The sequence below is a fragment of the Bradyrhizobium sp. Kon10 genome (genome assembly GCF_055807395.1).
In genome coordinates this window covers 170,297-185,537 of the sequence record NZ_JBVVOZ010000005.1, presented here as the reverse complement: position 1 = coordinate 185,537, position 15,241 = coordinate 170,297, and the positions used below count along the sequence as shown (strand labels likewise).

At 63.2% G+C, this 15,241-nt stretch carries 15 protein-coding genes; 3 read left to right on the top strand and 12 right to left on the bottom strand.

All coding sequences use genetic code 11. The features are described 5' to 3' along the window. Position 1: 1 nt before the first annotated feature. A complete protein-coding gene (locus AC0L2O_RS10245; protein WP_473369638.1) occupies positions 2-1,210 on the bottom strand; it encodes a deoxyguanosinetriphosphate triphosphohydrolase in 1,209 nt (402 codons plus the stop codon). A gap of 123 nt (positions 1,211-1,333) precedes the next feature. Here AC0L2O_RS10245 and erpA point away from each other — a divergent pair, with 123 nt between their 5' ends. After that, a complete protein-coding gene (erpA, locus tag AC0L2O_RS10240; protein WP_007610737.1) occupies positions 1,334-1,663 on the top strand; it encodes an iron-sulfur cluster insertion protein ErpA in 330 nt (109 codons plus the stop codon). Positions 1,664-1,943: 280 nt separating this feature from the next. Here the strand turns inward: erpA and AC0L2O_RS10235 are convergent, their stop codons facing one another. Beyond that, positions 1,944-2,609, bottom strand: coding sequence for a DUF4272 domain-containing protein (locus AC0L2O_RS10235; RefSeq protein WP_473369637.1), 666 nt, complete (start codon positions 2,607-2,609; stop codon positions 1,944-1,946). 194 nt (positions 2,610-2,803) lie between these two features. On the opposite strand from AC0L2O_RS10235, the gene AC0L2O_RS10230 reads away from it, so the two are divergent. Further along, positions 2,804-3,706, top strand: coding sequence for a hypothetical protein (locus AC0L2O_RS10230; RefSeq protein ID WP_473369636.1), 903 nt, complete (start codon positions 2,804-2,806; stop codon positions 3,704-3,706). Between the two features lie 158 nt (positions 3,707-3,864). On the opposite strand, the gene AC0L2O_RS10225 is transcribed toward AC0L2O_RS10230, so the two are convergent. Both AC0L2O_RS10225 and AC0L2O_RS10220 read right to left on the bottom strand, forming a co-directional pair. After that, positions 3,865-4,992, bottom strand: coding sequence for a dienelactone hydrolase family protein (locus AC0L2O_RS10225; RefSeq protein WP_473369635.1), 1,128 nt, complete (start codon positions 4,990-4,992; stop codon positions 3,865-3,867). Between the two features lie 67 nt (positions 4,993-5,059). Continuing rightward, entirely contained in the window at positions 5,060-7,390 is a 2,331-nt protein-coding gene (locus tag AC0L2O_RS10220) for an ATP-binding protein (RefSeq protein ID WP_473369634.1), read from the bottom strand. Positions 7,391-7,524: 134 nt separating this feature from the next. On the opposite strand from AC0L2O_RS10220, the gene xth reads away from it, so the two are divergent. Beyond that, positions 7,525-8,322, top strand: a complete 798-nt coding sequence (gene xth, locus AC0L2O_RS10215) for an exodeoxyribonuclease III (protein WP_473369633.1) — start codon at positions 7,525-7,527, stop codon at positions 8,320-8,322. 62 nt (positions 8,323-8,384) lie between these two features. Here xth and AC0L2O_RS10210 read toward each other — a convergent pair whose 3' ends face one another. The 8 genes from AC0L2O_RS10210 to AC0L2O_RS10175 all read right to left on the bottom strand — a co-directional run bounded on the left by AC0L2O_RS10210 (position 8,385) and on the right by AC0L2O_RS10175 (position 15,180). Next, positions 8,385-9,209, bottom strand: a complete 825-nt coding sequence (locus AC0L2O_RS10210) for a tetratricopeptide repeat protein (RefSeq protein ID WP_473369632.1) — start codon at positions 9,207-9,209, stop codon at positions 8,385-8,387. Beyond that, positions 9,196-10,920: a dihydroxy-acid dehydratase gene (gene ilvD, locus AC0L2O_RS10205; protein ID WP_369723480.1), complete on the bottom strand. Its 1,725-nt coding sequence runs from the start codon at positions 10,918-10,920 to the stop codon at positions 9,196-9,198. Before ilvD ends, AC0L2O_RS10210 begins: the two co-directional genes overlap by 14 nt. Before the next feature lie 359 nt (positions 10,921-11,279). Then, the gene (locus AC0L2O_RS10200) at positions 11,280-12,044 is read right to left on the bottom strand and encodes a CbtA family protein (protein ID WP_473369631.1); all 765 of its coding nucleotides are present in this window, start codon (positions 12,042-12,044) and stop codon (positions 11,280-11,282) included. 10 nt (positions 12,045-12,054) lie between these two features. Then, entirely contained in the window at positions 12,055-12,282 is a 228-nt protein-coding gene (locus AC0L2O_RS10195) for a CbtB domain-containing protein (RefSeq protein WP_473369630.1), read from the bottom strand. Then, a complete protein-coding gene (locus tag AC0L2O_RS10190) occupies positions 12,279-12,575 on the bottom strand; it encodes a DUF1488 family protein (protein WP_369723477.1) in 297 nt (98 codons plus the stop codon). Before AC0L2O_RS10190 ends, AC0L2O_RS10195 begins: the two co-directional genes overlap by 4 nt. 152 nt (positions 12,576-12,727) lie before the next feature. Beyond that, the gene (locus AC0L2O_RS10185; RefSeq protein ID WP_473369629.1) at positions 12,728-12,940 is read right to left on the bottom strand and encodes a hypothetical protein; all 213 of its coding nucleotides are present in this window, start codon (positions 12,938-12,940) and stop codon (positions 12,728-12,730) included. 220 nt (positions 12,941-13,160) lie between these two features. Further along, entirely contained in the window at positions 13,161-13,337 is a 177-nt protein-coding gene (locus tag AC0L2O_RS10180) for a hypothetical protein (RefSeq protein ID WP_369723475.1), read from the bottom strand. A gap of 106 nt (positions 13,338-13,443) precedes the next feature. Then, positions 13,444-15,180 carry an adenylate/guanylate cyclase domain-containing protein gene (locus tag AC0L2O_RS10175; RefSeq protein WP_473369628.1) on the bottom strand — a complete coding sequence of 579 codons (1,737 nt, stop codon included), beginning with the start codon at positions 15,178-15,180 and terminating at the stop codon, positions 13,444-13,446. Between the last annotated feature and the right edge of the window lie 61 nt (positions 15,181-15,241).

Sequence of the window (15,241 nt, the reverse complement as noted above, 5' to 3'; positions counted from 1 at the left end):
CCTAACGCAAATCCGGGGTCGAGTCAAAGAGCCGTTGGTGCTCGGTCAGGGCGAAACGGTCGGTCATTCCGGCAATGAAATTGCCGATCCGGCGGGCCCGGTCGGCCTCGTCGTCCCCCTCCGCCTCCACCAGCCATTCCGGCGGCAGTTCGCCCGGGGATGTCAGGTATTTTGCGAACAGGTCGAACAGGATCTGTTCCGCCTCCCGCATCACCCGCACCACCCGCTTGTGGCGGTACATATGCTGGTAGAGAAAGCGCTTGATCGCGGCCTCCTCCTCGGCGACCGCCGCCGGGAAGGAGATGACCGCCCGGCTCTGCCCGCGCACATCTTCGGCCGATAGCGGCCTGACCGCGGCAAGGTTCTTCTGCGCTTCCGCGAATACCGCGCCGATCAGATGCGAGATCAGCTCGCGCACCAGTTCGGCGCCGCGTCTGACGTCTTCGAGACCAGGATAGTGCGCAGAGGTCTCGGCGATGATCTCGGCGGTGAGCGGCATCACCTTGAGATCGTCGAGGTGGAACAGGCCGGCACGCAGGCCGTCGTCGATGTCATGGGCGTCATAGGCGATGTCGTCGGCAATCGCCGCGACCTGCGCTTCAAGCGAGGCGAAGCTCCAGAGCTCGAGGTCGTATGTCTTGACGTAGTCGGCGATCCCGACGGGAACGCCGTGCTCACGGTAGCGCCCGACCGGCGCACCGCTGCCATCCGTCAGCGGCCCGTTGTGCTTGACGATGCCTTCCAGCGACTCCCAGGTCAGGTTGAGACCGTCGAACTCGGGGTAGCGGTGCTCCAGCGAAGCGACGACGCGCAAGGTCTGGGCGTTGTGGTCGAAGCCGCCGAAATCCTTCAGGCAGGCATCCAGCGCCCGCTCGCCGGCATGTCCGAACGGCGGATGGCCGAGATCGTGGGCGAGCGCCAATGTTTCCGTGAGGTCCTCGTCCAGCCCGAGCTGACGCGCCAGTGCACGGGCGATCTGCGCCACCTCCAGGGAATGGGTCAGCCGGGTGCGGTAATGGTCGCCCTCGTGGAACACGAACACCTGGGTCTTGTACTTCAGGCGGCGGAACGCGGTGGAGTGGATCACCCGGTCGCAATCCCGCCGGAACGGGCTGCGGGTCTGGCTCGGCGGCTCCGCGACCAGCCGGCCGCGGCTGCGATCGGGGTCACAGGCATAGGGTGCGCGGGGGGCAGCCATTCCGACGGACACGGCGAATTTAGTCCCTATCCATTTGATTCTGCGTATGGTGACACATAACTATGTCGCGTGCGGGATACCAATCGAATTGGGCAATTGACGTTGATATGACCGCCGGACGATCGGAGACGAACCATGACGACTGACGTGACCATCAGTGACAAGGCCGCACGCCGGATCGGGGAGATCCTCAAGGGCGAAGGGTCTGGCGCGATGCTGCGGATCTCGGTCGAGGGCGGTGGCTGCTCCGGCTTCCAGTACAAGTTCGACATTGACCGTGCCCGCACCGACGACGATCTCGTGATCGAGCAGGACAATGCGGTGGTGCTGGTCGATTCCGCGTCCCAGCCGTTTTTGGCGGGATCGCAGGTCGATTTCGTCGACGACCTGATCGGTGCCTCGTTCCGCGTCAACAATCCGAACGCGACCGCCTCCTGCGGCTGCGGAACCAGTTTCTCGATCTAGCCCAACTCAAAATCTGAAGAACAACCCCATGCAAAGTAGCCGGGATGCTGCCACCGCACATTTCGGCTTTTGCGAAAATCATTTGACGCGTCGGGCAAAACAGGGCTAATGTGTGATCATCGCGAGGTCCCCAACGGGGGCTCGACGGCGCACACACGTGGTGGGTTCGATACAGCCCAACGCCGATGCGGCCCCTGGCGCAGTCCACATCGCAAATCGACGAGATTGAGCGATCGCGCAAGTTTGGCTTAGCGAGCCGTCCGCAGATTCTGAATGGTGGTTAAGTGTCAGTCGTGACCTGATCCCACGGTTGTTCGCTGTATCCGACAAGCCAGTTCAAAGCATAGTGTCTTTCTTGGGTGACGCCAGGATCTAGAGCTGCCGGTACCTGCTGTCCTTTGATACGGGCGTTCGTAACAGCCCAGTGATACCTGTAGATCAGATCGGCCTGATCAAGAATCTCGGCGATCGGACGAAGTTCGGAGTCTTCGATGAATTGAGAGGTTGTCCTTTCGGCCATTGTCCCTGCGGCGAATTCCACATCGCAAATCTGCGCCGGCTTGCCTAGTTGCGCAACGAAGCCCAATGCCCAAAGCAGAGTCCAGGCGGCTTCGTGCCTCCAAGTGAATTGAATTCGGTCGTGCTGCGAGGGAGAATTGTCGAGCACGAAGGAGAGCTCCTTGGGGGTTAGATGTGGCCGGAGTTCATATGTTTCTAGAATTCGTTCAACTAATTCCTCGTCAAGTCCTTCGCCTTTTGCAGCAACGAAAAGGAGACAAAGAGTGCGCAGCGCGACTTCTTCTTTAGATCGCTTCAGCGCCTCAGCCGTGGTCTCAATAACCGGTAATGCAGCAAAGAAAGGTACGCCCTCGGCTTGAAGGATCCTCTCTGATCTGCGCCTTCTATCAATAGCTTCCGCTGAGATCGCCCCATTCTCCGTTGACACCCTCCCGTTCATCGCGCCAATGCCCCCAACGCTTGTCAAACATACAATATCACGAGACATCCTCGCCCCGCGACAAGATCGAGCATGCTGCCGCTTGGAGCGCATGCCTGACTGCGGCATCATAGCGCCACGGCGAAGCAATAGTGCCCATCTTGATCGGCCGTGGCGTACCAATAGCGGAAGTCAATTATCAAATGCGCATGATCGATCGTCTGTTCTGTTGCTTCGTTCTATTCCTTGCAATCGCAGCCATCCCGGTGCTTCCCGTGCACGCTACTGAGCCCTGCCCGTTCATCAGCACCCAGGAGCTCGCTGGCGCGATGCCGGCGCTCAAATGGTCGCTGATTTCAAATCAGGACGGCCGCGGCTGCATCTACCAGGCCGGACGCGGCGACACGATGATGTTGACCGTGTTCCGCAATCCCGACAAGGACCGCGCCAAGGAATTGTATGCGACCTTCGTCAAAACGCTTGGCGAGCGCTTGCCGCTGAGTGCAGTGCCCGGCATCGGCGACGAAGGCCAGGGCGGAACGAGCGCGGCCGGCGCGGAGCGCCAGGAGGCCTCCGTCGTTGCTCTGTCCGGCGACTACATTCTGCAGATCAGCGTCTATCCGATCGGCCGGCGTGCCGACGACGCACTGCTCGGACCGATCACCCAGGCTGCGCGCCTCGCCATTGGCAATGTGAGCAAGACCAGCGAGCGGTTCGGCACTTGCGAATGGCTCACGGCCGCCGATGCCGACGGCTTTCTCGACAAGAGCACGCTGCAGGTCCAGCGGACCGGCGCAGGAAGCTGCATGATGTTCGATCGCGAAGCCAACACCATGGCAGTCGCGGTGATCGCGATCTCGCGCGACACGGCCGTAAGCATGATGAAACGCACCGGCCCTTGCCAGCACGTCGCGATCCCCGAGCTCGGCAGTGAAGCGTTCGGCGAGCATTCCTGCACCAAGGGCAACGGCAACGCCGTCAACATCTTCGTCTGGAAGAACGGCAGGCAGGCTTCGATCCTGTTCGCGCCGGTCAAGCCGCATCCGGAGTCCGGCTCGGTCGAGCGCCTGAAGGTGGTCGCCGCGCGAGTCCATGGAAAACTGTAGCGGCGGCGCGTTTACACTGACGGCTGTCGTCCACCTGGATAGAGTACTGGTCCGCGTCCGCTCTGCTCCAACAGCAACCAAGCCGTGCTGCGGTGCACTTCGTCACAATGGGCCAGAGTCAGATTCCGCATCTTGCAAAGGATCGCGTGGACTGTGGTTCAATCCCCCGCAAGCTTCTGTCCGACGGCGTAAAGACTGCAATCGTCGCCGCGCGAATTGATCTTGCATTTCATTACAGCAGGCTCGCGCGCCTCGAGAGCTGTGCGGCCAAATCCAGTCCCGCAGTGGCCGCGCGTGCTCACCGCGAAGGCCTTGGCATCATCGGGATTGGCGAGGTAGGCCGCGAACGATTCCTGGCACGCGGCGACAGCCCCCGGCGGGATTGGCAGCTGTGCGAACAACGGCGCCTCTATGACAGTCCTGGCTGGAAGACCTAACTTTTCAAGAAAGGGGTCGACGGACAGAAACCAGGTGTCTGCCGGCGCGAGCATGACGGTATTGTGACCGTTCGATCCGAACGGAGGCAGCACATGCAACTGCGCGGGCGCACCGCCAGCGCTGTAGGCCGCGAACATGCGCCGTGCCAAGTCTGGACCGTAGAATTGATCGTTCTCGGCATAGAGCCAAAGCACGGGGATACGGGCCGTGCGCCCCAATGCGGCGACTGTATCGACCAAATTATGAGGCGAGCAAGGTTGGTTGGGTGCGGAGAAGCTATTCCGACCGCCATCAAAATTCACGGCGCCGACGACCCCCGGCATGTTCTGTGCGGCGACGGCCATCACCGTGAGCCCCCCAACGGAATGACCAAGCAAGACAACATGCTCAGCGTCGACCCAGGGCTCACGACGCAGTGAAGCGACCGCCGCAATGACATCGTCGCTGGCAGAGCGCACGGCCGGAAGATAGTCGCAGGCCTGCCGCAAAGACTCGGAGAACCCGCCCCCGGATCGGCCATAGCCACGACGCATGATCGAGACCACTGCATATCCTCGCTGGGCGAAGGCAACGGCGGCCTTGTTGTAGTCGACCGGAGAGCGGTTGAGGATTTCAGTGAAGAATTCCTCGCCGACACCGTGAGGCATTCCGTGAGTGATCACGACGAGAGGAAATTTGCCGGGGCGATCAGGACGAATGACGAAGCTTTCCAGCGACACTTTGTTGCCGGAGATCACGACAGGCAACATCATATGCGCGCTCATCAGCGGCCCGTCGCCGGCGCGGGCGGAGGCGGTGAACAAGATCAGAAGCAGGGCAACCAGGCGCATGGCGCTGAAAGGGAACACGGTGCATCTGAATTGCCTGCGTCCGGCCAACCGATGCGACACGCATATTCATGCACGGGGTTAACGCCTACGCCCCCGTCATCTGCCTTTCCTCATCGGTCCACTCCACCTCGACCGGCAAGAGCTCCGGCTGGAGTGGCGCGTCTTCCGCCATCCCATGTCCATCAAGCGCGCGCAGCAGAGCCGCGACCAGCGCGGGTTTGCGCAGCGGCTTGGCGAGGAAATCCGACATGCCGGCCTCGCGGCAGATCTTGACGTCCTCGGGGAAGGCATTGGCGGTCAGCGCGATGATCGGCAAGGCCGCGAAGCGTCCGCCCTCGGCGCGGATCGCGCGGGTCGCGGCGAGGCCGTCCATCTCGGGCATGCGCACGTCCATCAGCACGACATCGTAGTCGCCGTCTGAGACCGCCTCGACGGCTTCAACGCCGTCGGTCACGACGCGCAGCTCGACGTCGAAGGCACCCAGCATCTTGCTCACGACCATGCGGTTGACCGCATCGTCCTCCGCGACCAGCACCTTCAACGGCCGATCGAGCCCGGCAATCCGAACCTTGAGCTCGTCGGCTTCGTCGCGGTCCGCGTTCTGGTCGGATGCCTGCGCCTGGCTCCAGGGCAGCACCAGTGTGAAGCTGAAGCTCGAGCCCTCGCCCGGCGTCGAGGTGACGCCGATGGTGCCGCCCATCTGCTCGATGATGCGCCGCGAGATCGCCAGCCCAAGCCCGGTGCCGCCGAAGCGACGGCTGATCGAGGCGTCGGCCTGCGCGAAGTCACTGAAGAGCTGGCCGAGCTTCTCGGGCGCGATGCCGATCCCGCTGTCGGTCACAGTCCATTCGACGGTGGCGAGCAGGTCGCGGCGAGCCTGGCAAGTGGCTGATATCGTCACCTCGCCTTGATCCGTGAACTTCACCGCGTTGGAGGCGAGGTTGAGCAGCACCTGGCGGATGCGCGCGACGTCACCGCGCAGGGTCGGCGGCAGGTTCGGGTCGAGCTCGACCTCGACCGCAAGCCCCCTTCTCTTGGCGCCGGCGCGCACGATGGCAGCAACCGTCTCGACCAGCATTTGCGGGGCGAAGTCGATCGCCTCGAACGTGAAACGTCCAGCTTCGAGCTTGGAAAGATCGAGGATGTCGTTGAGGATGCGCTGGAGATTGTCGCCGGACTGGTGAATGCTGGCGACGGCATCGTGCTGCTCCGGATCAAGCTTGGTCTCGAGCAGCATGCTGGCAAGCCCGAGCACACCGTTCATGGGCGTGCGGATTTCATGGCTCATCACCGCCAGGAAATCCGATTTCGCACGGCTCTCGGCCTCGGCCTTTTCCGCGCGCCACCGCTCGGTGACGTCGCGGCCGAAACCACGGTAGCCGAGGAACTGACCATCGCGGTCGTAGGCTGGCTTCGCCGTCAGCGACCAAAGCCGCGCCTCGCCGCCGGCAACGACCTTGATGTTCATCTCGTGCAGCGGTTCGACGTGATCCATCAGGCCGACGACGTTGTAGGCAGCCGCCTTGTCGTCGGGGCAGAGCATGTCGAGCACGTCGGCAAAATGCGATCCCTTTAGGAGCTGGAGCGGCAGCTGCGCGACGTCAGCAAAGCGTTCGGGCACGTCGGTGAGACGCCCCTCGGCATCGGTCTGCCACAGCCAGTCGCTGGCGTTCTCCTGAAAATCCTTGAGCAGCAGCGAGATGATCTCGGTCTGCCGTTCCAGCTCGAGCTGTGCCTTGAGGTTGCCGAGGAAGAGATTGCCTTGCGAGACGATGTTGCGCGCCATGAAGAACGCGAACAGCAACAGGAGCACTGAGGTCAGGGCGTACGGACCACCACCGCACAACAGCATCGCGCCGGCGCAGGCAACGGTCATGGTCGCGAGATAAACCAAGCCGGCGCGCGGGAAGGTCGAGAGCGTGAAGGCACCGCCCGACATCATCCCGACCATCAGGCAGGCCAGGACCAGCTGGCTGGTCGGCTCCAGGCGGCTAAACAGCGCCAGCGGCAGCGCGCCCCAGATCGCGGCAAGGAAGAATGCCTGGCGCATCATCTGCCGCGCTGCGCGGGATGAGGCCTCGTGGGGCGGGCGCTGATGAGAGCGTCGCCAGTCGCGAACCGCGAGCGAGACTGTGGTCGCGAGCGTCAGGCCCCAGATCGCGAGGAAGTCGTTCCAACCCCTGCCCCAGAACAGGATCAGGACGATGGCGACATTGAGCATGGTCACGGCCATCGCCACCGGGATCAGCCGCGTCACCGCCTCGATCTGCTTGGCACGGATGCGACGCTGCTCGCGCTCGCTGAGATTGGCGGTCAGACCGTCCTCGATCCCGAAGCCGCCCAGCCAATACAGGAACGTGCCGATCAGGCCGTCTTGCGGCTCAGTCTGCTTGGTGGATTTGTCGGGCCATCCCATCCGCGGAACCTCTTCCGCACCAATGGCCTGCGGCCTGCTTAAGGCGGGTTAATTTTGTGGGAGTTTTTGCGGCGTCCTTGACGGGCGCGTTTGCAGTTTGTTCTAACGAGGCCCCTCGTCTGGAGCTTCCCGCAATGTCCATCAGAGTAGCCACCTGGAACGTGAACTCGGTCCGGCAGCGGATCGATCTTCTCCTGACCTGGCTCAGGGAGTGCCAGCCCGACATCGTCTGCCTCCAGGAGATCAAATGCGTCGACGAGGCGTTCCCGCGGCTGGAGATCGAGGCGCTCGGCTACAACGTGGTCACGCACGGGCAGAAGACGTTCAACGGCGTCGCTCTCCTCTCAAAACTGCCGTTCGACGAGACCAAGTCGGGGCTCGCCGGCGACGACGAGGATGCGCATGCCCGCTTCCTCGAGGGCGTGGTGACGCTCAAGCGCGGAGTGTTACGCATAGCCTGTCTTTATCTGCCCAATGGCAACCCCGTCGGGACCGAGAAATACCCCTACAAGCTCAAGTGGATGTCGCGGCTTCTTGAGTATTCGAAGGAACGGCTCAAAGCCGAGGAGCCGTTGATCCTCGCCGGTGACTTCAACGTCATTCCAGCCGCCCGCGACGTGCACAATCCCGCCGCCTGGATCGAGGACGCCTTGTTCAAGCCCGAGACACGGGAGAGCTTTCAGTCGCTGCTCGGCCTCGGCCTGACCGATGCGCTGCGGGCGGTGACCGACGAGCCCGGGCTCTACACCTTCTGGGACTACCAGGCCGGGGCCTGGCAGAAGAACCAGGGCCTGCGGATCGACCATCTGCTGTTGTCGCCGCAGGCCAGTGACCGGCTCGCCAATGTCGGCATCGACAGCTATGTGCGTGGCTGGGAGAAGCCCTCGGACCACGTGCCGGTATGGGCGGATCTGGATCTGGAGGCGGCGTGACGCCGCCTCGCGTTTTCTTTACGCGAACCGGTGCCCACTTCACTCGAAAACGTTCTAAAGGCTCACTCGTGGCGGCCCTGCACCCACTGCTCCAGCATTTGCAGGCACATGGCGCGGTCGTCGTCCGAGGCCTTGGCCAAGGCGCGGTTGTAGTTTTCCTTGATCCAGGTCTCGTCGGCGCCGGCGCTGTCTCGCGCCAAGGTTAGCCACATCAGGCCACGCGCGGCCTGCCGCGGCAGGCGGTCGCCGTTGAACAGCATCTGTCCGAGCAGCGCCTGCGCCTCATGCTGGCCCTTCTGCGCGGCGAGGCCGAGCCAGCGCGCGCCGTAGCGGAAATCCTCGCGCGAGGCGTCCGGCGTCTTCAGGTAGAGCCGGGCGAGATCGTACTGCGCATCCGCGTTGCCGAAATAGGACGCGGCATAGGAGAACATCTCCCGCGCCCGGTCCGGGTCGGCTTTGACCTTCGAGTTCGGGATCCCGCTCAGATAATAACGGCCGAGGGCCACGAAAGCGTTGGCCACGACCTGCGACTGCGGCGCCGACGGGCTGTCCTCGGCATGCGCGTTGGCGATCCGGCTGAAATATTCGAAGGCGCGCACGTCGTCCTGGGCCACACCGTCGCCATTGGCGTACATGCGGCCGAGCTTCCACTGCGCGATCGGATGGCCGCCCTCGGCGGCATATTGCAGCGCGCTGAGGGTTGTTTCCTGGGTCGCGACCGGGGGCGCCGACTTGCGCACCGCGCCGGCTGCGCCCGGCAACGTGGTCACCACGGGGATGGTCGCATCCTTCTGGTTGACCGGCGCGCCGTCAAAGGCGAGCGCCGGCATAGCCAGCACGCTAGCCCCCAACACAAACGCAACGATGGTACGCCTAGATGTCCGCATAACACTGTTTCTCGTGCGCGCCACCCGGATGGGTCACTGCCCCATCGACCGCTGGCCCAACCTGCTGAGCATATTTCCAGAGCGCGCCCGACGTATGGTTAGTCGCGCGAGGGCTCCATTTGGTCTTGCGTTGAGCGAGCTCGGCGTCGCTCAATTTTACGTTAAGGATTCCGGCAACGGCATCGATCTCGATGATGTCGCCGTCCTGCAACAGGGCGATCGGGCCGCCGATGGCAGCTTCGGGCCCGACATGGCCGATACAGAAGCCGCGGGTGGCGCCGGAGAAACGGCCGTCGGTGATGAGCGCGATCTTGCCGCCCATGCCCTGGCCGGTCAGCGCCGCAGTGGTCTGGAGCATTTCCCGCATGCCGGGGCCGCCCTTGGGGCCCTCGTAGCGGATCACGATGACTTCGCCTTCGCGGTACGTGCGGTTCTGGACGGCCTCGAACGCGTCCTCCTCCCGGTCGAAGCAGCGAGCCGGACCGGTGAACCTCAGGTTGGACATTCCCGCGACTTTCACGATCGCACCTTCTGGCGCCAGATTTCCCTTCAGACCAACCACACCACCGGTGACGGTGATCGGCTTGTCTGCCGGGTGCACCACGTCCTGGTGCGGATTCCACTTCACGCTCTTGAGGTTGTCGGCGATCGTTCGACCGGTGACCGTAATGCAGTCGCCGTGGAGAAATCCGTTGTCGAGCAGCGTCTTCATCAGAAGCGGTATGCCACCAACTTCAAACATGTCTTTGGCGACATAACGGCCACCCGGCTTCAAATCCGCGACATATGGTGTCTTTTTGAAGATTTCGGCGACGTCGAACAGATCGAACTTGATGCCGGCCTCGTGCGCGATCGCTGGTAGGTGCAACGCAGCATTGGTCGAGCCGCCGGAGGCCGCGACAACGGCCGCGGCATTCTCCAGCGCCTTGCGCGTGACGATGTCGCGCGGGCGGATGTTGGACGCGATCAGGTCCATCACCTTCTCGCCCGCGGTCATGCAGAAGGCGTCGCGGATTTCGTAGGGTGCGGGAGCACCGGCAGAGTAAGGCAGCGCGAGCCCAATCGCCTCGGAGACGGTCGCCATGGTGTTGGCGGTGAACTGCGCACCGCAGGCGCCGGCGGAGGGGCACGCCACGCGCTCGATCTCGTCGAGGTCCTCATCCGACATCGCGCCGACGGAGTGCTTGCCGACGGCTTCAAACATGTCCTGCACGGTGACCTGCTGACCGCGAAAATTGCCGGGCAGGATCGAGCCGCCATAGATGAAGATCGACGGCACGTTGAGGCGGACCATCGCCATCATCATGCCCGGAAGCGACTTGTCGCAGCCGGCGAGCCCGACCAGAGCGTCGTAGGCGTGGCCGCGCACGGTCAGTTCGACCGAGTCGGCAATGCATTCGCGCGACGGCAGCGAGGAGCGCATGCCGTCATGGCCCATGGCGATGCCGTCGGTGACGGTGATGGTGCAGAATTCACGCGGCGTGCCGCCGGCCGACGCCACGCCTTTCTTCACCGCCTGCGCCTGGCGCATCAGCGAGATGTTGCAGGGGGCAGCCTCGTTCCAGCATGAGGCGACGCCGACGAAGGGCTGGTGGATCTGTTCGGTGGTCAGACCCATCGCGTAAAAATAGGAGCGATGCGGCGCGCGCGTGGGACCTTCCGTCACGTGACGGCTCGGCAGCCTCTGCTTGATGTTGGCCTTCGCGTCCATCGCGACCAGTTTCCTCGGCTAACCCTTTCAGACCCGGAAAATCAGAGCCAAGATTTGAATCGACCTTGGGATTTCCCGCCGCCTTCGTCGGTTGCCGCTGCCCCTCAATAATTCGAGTGATTTTATTCATGTTTGGGTGTGGCCAAAAAGCGGCGTCCATGCGAACCGACTGCGATGAGGGTTAAATCGCCCGTGAATGTTGCACAGACAGCACAATCGTGGCTCAGAGGACACGGATAAGCTTACTGCGATACCCTCGTGGAGAGAGCGTCCACAACCTCAGATTTTAGAGCAGGCCGGCGCCCCTTTACCCGTCCCGGGGCGAGTTGAGGTGAGTCGCGATCGGCGTCCAGCCAGGTCTAGGCGCGCACATCCGCGCCATGGTCGAAACGCGCGAAGATCGCGCTGGTCGCAGCACCGAGCAGGGTCCAGAACACCAGGCTCGTCGCCGTGACCGCGGTGACGAACTGATGCGACAGCGAGGACGGCACGTTGGTCTCGACATGCTCCAGCTCGGGCGCGCCGATCAGGTGGGGCAAGAGCAGCAGGATCACGCCTGCAATGGCCGCCGGCACCGAACGGCGGAAGACGATCAAGGCCAGGCCCGCAGCGGTCGACAGCACAGCGGCCGTCCACCAGATCTGGCGCGACACGAGCGCTGCGGCCGGCACGCCCGGCAGCTCCGGCGGCAAGCCGAGACCGGGGGCGATGGTGAATACGGAAAAGCCCGCCAATCCCCACATCAGGCCCTGATGCCACGAGACTGTTTCGCCAGTCGCACCGCTGCGGATGGCGAAGAACCCAGCCAGGAGCAGCGCGAAGCCGATCGCAGTCAGCACGTTCGCGCCAGCCGTGTAGGCGTTGCGCTCAAATCCGTTGCGCGGCTCCCACGCTTCGGCGCCGTGATCATGGGAAGCGTGGTCATGAGCTGCATGGTCATGGCCGGCTGCGGCCGCCTGCGGCGCCGCCACGGCCTCATGCAGATGTGTCGCCGCGGCCTTCTCGTAGACCTCGGCTTTCAGGATCAGGGGGACGGTGCCGAACTGCTGGACGACCGTGACAATGAGACCAACGATGAAACCGGCAATGATCGAGGAGAAAACGATCGAACGAAACGTGCTCATGCCGCCCCGGTTAGTGGCAGGGGAAGGCGTTCGAATGGCGCACGTCGTGCGCGGCGTTGTGGACGACGTCGATATGCGAGAATCCAACCACGCCGACGACGAACAGGCCCAGCACCATGGCCATCAGAGCCTGCGAAAGCCGTCCCACCTGCCCGACGGCGATCGGCAAATGCGCGACCTGAGCATTCGAGAACTGGGCGTTCGAGAACTGGGCATTCGACAACTGGGATTGGCTCATGACTGTTCTCCGTGGGCGATTTGGTGGTCTTCTATCAGCTTCCGGGCAACGTCGCGACTGGTAAGATGCAGGCTTGTCCCCTGCGAAATGCCCTTGCGGGCGATCTTGGCGCGAGCCGCCTCGCGGAATGCGGTCTCGTAGCGGCGGAAATAGCCGAGGCAATCCTGCGGCGAGGGCTCCGCGCCGATCAAGGTCCGGAATGCGCCGCGATGCACGGCGCAAAATGCGCCGTGTCCCCCGACCGGAAAGGCCAGGGAGGCGATGTCGTCACGCCATTGAGCTTCGTCGCTCAAGTCGATATCGCACGCCCGCAAGCAAGGGCGACCGGGTGAAGCCGGAAACGGTTTGCTTGAGGCGATTGTATGTCGGCGGCCATGGATGGCCATCCTAGCACATTGGCCGGGAGATGAACTGCCGCGATGCGGCAAAGCACCTCGGGCGGTCCTCAGCGTGCGCCCTTGAGCGTGCAGGAGGTGGTGCAGGTCACCGTGTTGCCGTGGTCGCACGACTTGCAGGCGTTGACGCACTGGTTCATGTCGCGGGGATTATAGGAGCTGAAGTTCCGCAGCTGGCAAACCGCGGTCGAGCCGGTGACGTCCTGCTCCTGGTTGCAGGCCGCCGTTATGAGCGCGAAAATGATGACCGCAAGAAGACGCATGGGACCGCACCGTGAGCCAACGGCAAAGCGACGTTCGCGGAGATCACTGCATCGCAATGAGCCCCGGCATTCCCAGCGTGAGGAATCGCCACGAAGATCCCTCACATCCGCTTTGAGGATGCGTGCCAAACGTTAAGAACGGCTTGCGATCGCGCGAGATCCCGTAAAGACAGGGATGCCCGGCATCCAGCTTCGATCCGACTGACGCCTCTCAGCGTGGTCAGGCTGCGGCCTTGGTCGCGATTGCCTGCCGCATATCCATTGCCAGCATGCGGTATTGCTCCGAAAGCTTCAGGTAAAATTCGCGCTTCCGGCTGTCGGTGGCGAGTTTCGTGATCAACTCGCATTCGGCGGTGAGCGTCTCGAACCGTTCCAACCTGTCCTCAAGATCAGTCATCGGCGTATCCCCATCAAACGCCTCAAGGACGACAAGCCTAAGCCCGCGAAATACGTCATGGCCAACATCGTTATCGGGTAGAATCAATTTTTCCCGGCGCAGACTTCTATTTGCTCTCCATCCGCCAGGCGCCGTCCCAATCGGCCGGCGGCGGACTGGCCTCGAACTGCGCGATGCGGGCGAGCATCGTCAGCGACGGGCCGTCGCCCGGGACGCTCTCCAGCGCGGCGTTGAACGCGGTGCGTGCGGCATCGAAGCGGCACGCGCGGTAGGCGGCGAGCCCCTCGGCGTAACACTGCCGCAGGTTCCCCTGCGAGGCGGCGAGCGCGCCTGTCCTGCCCATCACCTCGAAAACCGGCTGCGGTGCGCTCTGGCCGGCGACCGCAAGACGGTCGATCTCGCGCAGCTCCAGGCGCGATCCGATCGCATCCGCGGTTGCCTGCGAGATCAAGATGCGAGTGCCGTAGAGCTTATTGACGGCCTCCAGCCGCGAGGCGAGGTTCACCGCGTCGCCCATGACCGTAAAGCTCATCATCAGCTCGGAGCCGATGCTGCCGGTCAGGACCTCGCCGGTAGCGATACCGATCCGCAGGTCGCAAGGCGCCGGCATGGCGCGGATGCCGAGCAGATCGGGCAGCTGCTTCTGGAGTGCGGGCACCTGATCGGTCATCTCGATTGCTGCGGCGCCGGCAAGGAGAGCCTGTTCGTCCTCCTCCACGAAGGGCGGCCCCCAATAGGCCATGATGGCGTCCCCGATATACTTGTCGATGATGCCGCGATTGCTCCTGATCGGACCGGACATGAGCGTGAAATAGTGGTTCATCACCTTGACCAGGCCGCGCGGGGTCATGCCCTCGCTCATCGAGGTGAAGCCGCTCATGTCGCAGAACATGATGGTCATCACCCGGCGCTGGCCGTCGACGGCGACCTCCGGCCGGTCGATCAGCCCCTGCACTACCTTGGGATCGATGTAGCGGCCAAACGTCTCGCGGATGCGCTCGTTCTGGCGCAACTGCTCGACCATGCGGTTGAAGGCGGCGGCGAGCTCGCCGATCTCGTCCTGGGTCGAGACGGCGATGGTCTTGTCGAAACGGCCCGCCTCGACTTCGCGGGTGCCGGCGAGCAACAGCCGCACCGGGCGCGTGATGCCGCCACTGACCAGCAGCGCAAACGCGAAGCCGACAATCGCCGCAAGCAGGGTCACGATGCCCGAAATGATGATCGCCTGGCGCTGGTGGCGGGTCACCTGCGACGTGCTGAAAAAAACCTGGTTCAGCATATCGCCGCGGATCGCGTCGATCTTCTGGTTGAACTGATCGCGCAACGCATCGATGTGCTCGAGCGTGCTGCGGGCCTCCACCATCTGCTTGGCGTCGATCTGCTTGAGCAGCTTTGCGTGGTTCTGGCTCTGATCGCGGCGCAGCTCGCTGACCGCGGTCTCGATCCGGGTCTCGATCCGCGCCAGCGCGGCATTGTCGGACGGCGTCCGGGGATCGTCGATGATCGCGTTGATGTTCTTGCGCGCGCTCTCGGCCTCCTGCTCAATGTTGCGGTCGGCCTCCTCGAACTCGTGAAGGCGCGCCGCATAGGTCTCCTCGTCGGTCGGAGACTCCATCTTCGTCATCACCATCCGCCGCAGCGCCACCGCCCGCTCCAGCGAATGGATATTGGCACGTGCCAGATCTCCATAGGCCGGGATATAGCGGTTGGTCAGCTCGTCCAGGAGGATGCCGACCTGGCTGGACATCACCATCGACAGGACAGAGGTGACCAGCATCAGGACGATCAGCCCGAGGGCGATCCCGACGATCTTGCGACGGATCGACTGGTTGAAAATCGGCATATGTGCGGGGCAAACGCTGAAAGGACGGATATGGAACTCAATACACCGGTTTTGGGCCCGG

Coding starts and splice junctions, on each gene's coding strand:
- erpA (WP_007610737.1), top strand. CDS start 1,334: ATGACGACTGACGTGACCATCAGTGACAAGGCCGCACGCCGGATCGGG.
- AC0L2O_RS10230 (WP_473369636.1), top strand. CDS start 2,804: ATGCGCATGATCGATCGTCTGTTCTGTTGCTTCGTTCTATTCCTTGCA.
- AC0L2O_RS10220 (WP_473369634.1), bottom strand. CDS start 7,390: ATGGGATGGCCCGACAAATCCACCAAGCAGACTGAGCCGCAAGACGGC.
- xth (WP_473369633.1), top strand. CDS start 7,525: ATGTCCATCAGAGTAGCCACCTGGAACGTGAACTCGGTCCGGCAGCGG.
- AC0L2O_RS10210 (WP_473369632.1), bottom strand. CDS start 9,209: ATGCGGACATCTAGGCGTACCATCGTTGCGTTTGTGTTGGGGGCTAGC.
- ilvD (WP_369723480.1), bottom strand. CDS start 10,920: ATGGACGCGAAGGCCAACATCAAGCAGAGGCTGCCGAGCCGTCACGTG.
- AC0L2O_RS10200 (WP_473369631.1), bottom strand. CDS start 12,044: ATGAGCACGTTTCGTTCGATCGTTTTCTCCTCGATCATTGCCGGTTTC.
- AC0L2O_RS10195 (WP_473369630.1), bottom strand. CDS start 12,282: ATGAGCCAATCCCAGTTGTCGAATGCCCAGTTCTCGAACGCCCAGTTC.
- AC0L2O_RS10185 (WP_473369629.1), bottom strand. CDS start 12,940: ATGCGTCTTCTTGCGGTCATCATTTTCGCGCTCATAACGGCGGCCTGC.
- AC0L2O_RS10180 (WP_369723475.1), bottom strand. CDS start 13,337: ATGACTGATCTTGAGGACAGGTTGGAACGGTTCGAGACGCTCACCGCC.
- AC0L2O_RS10175 (WP_473369628.1), bottom strand. CDS start 15,180: ATGCCGATTTTCAACCAGTCGATCCGTCGCAAGATCGTCGGGATCGCC.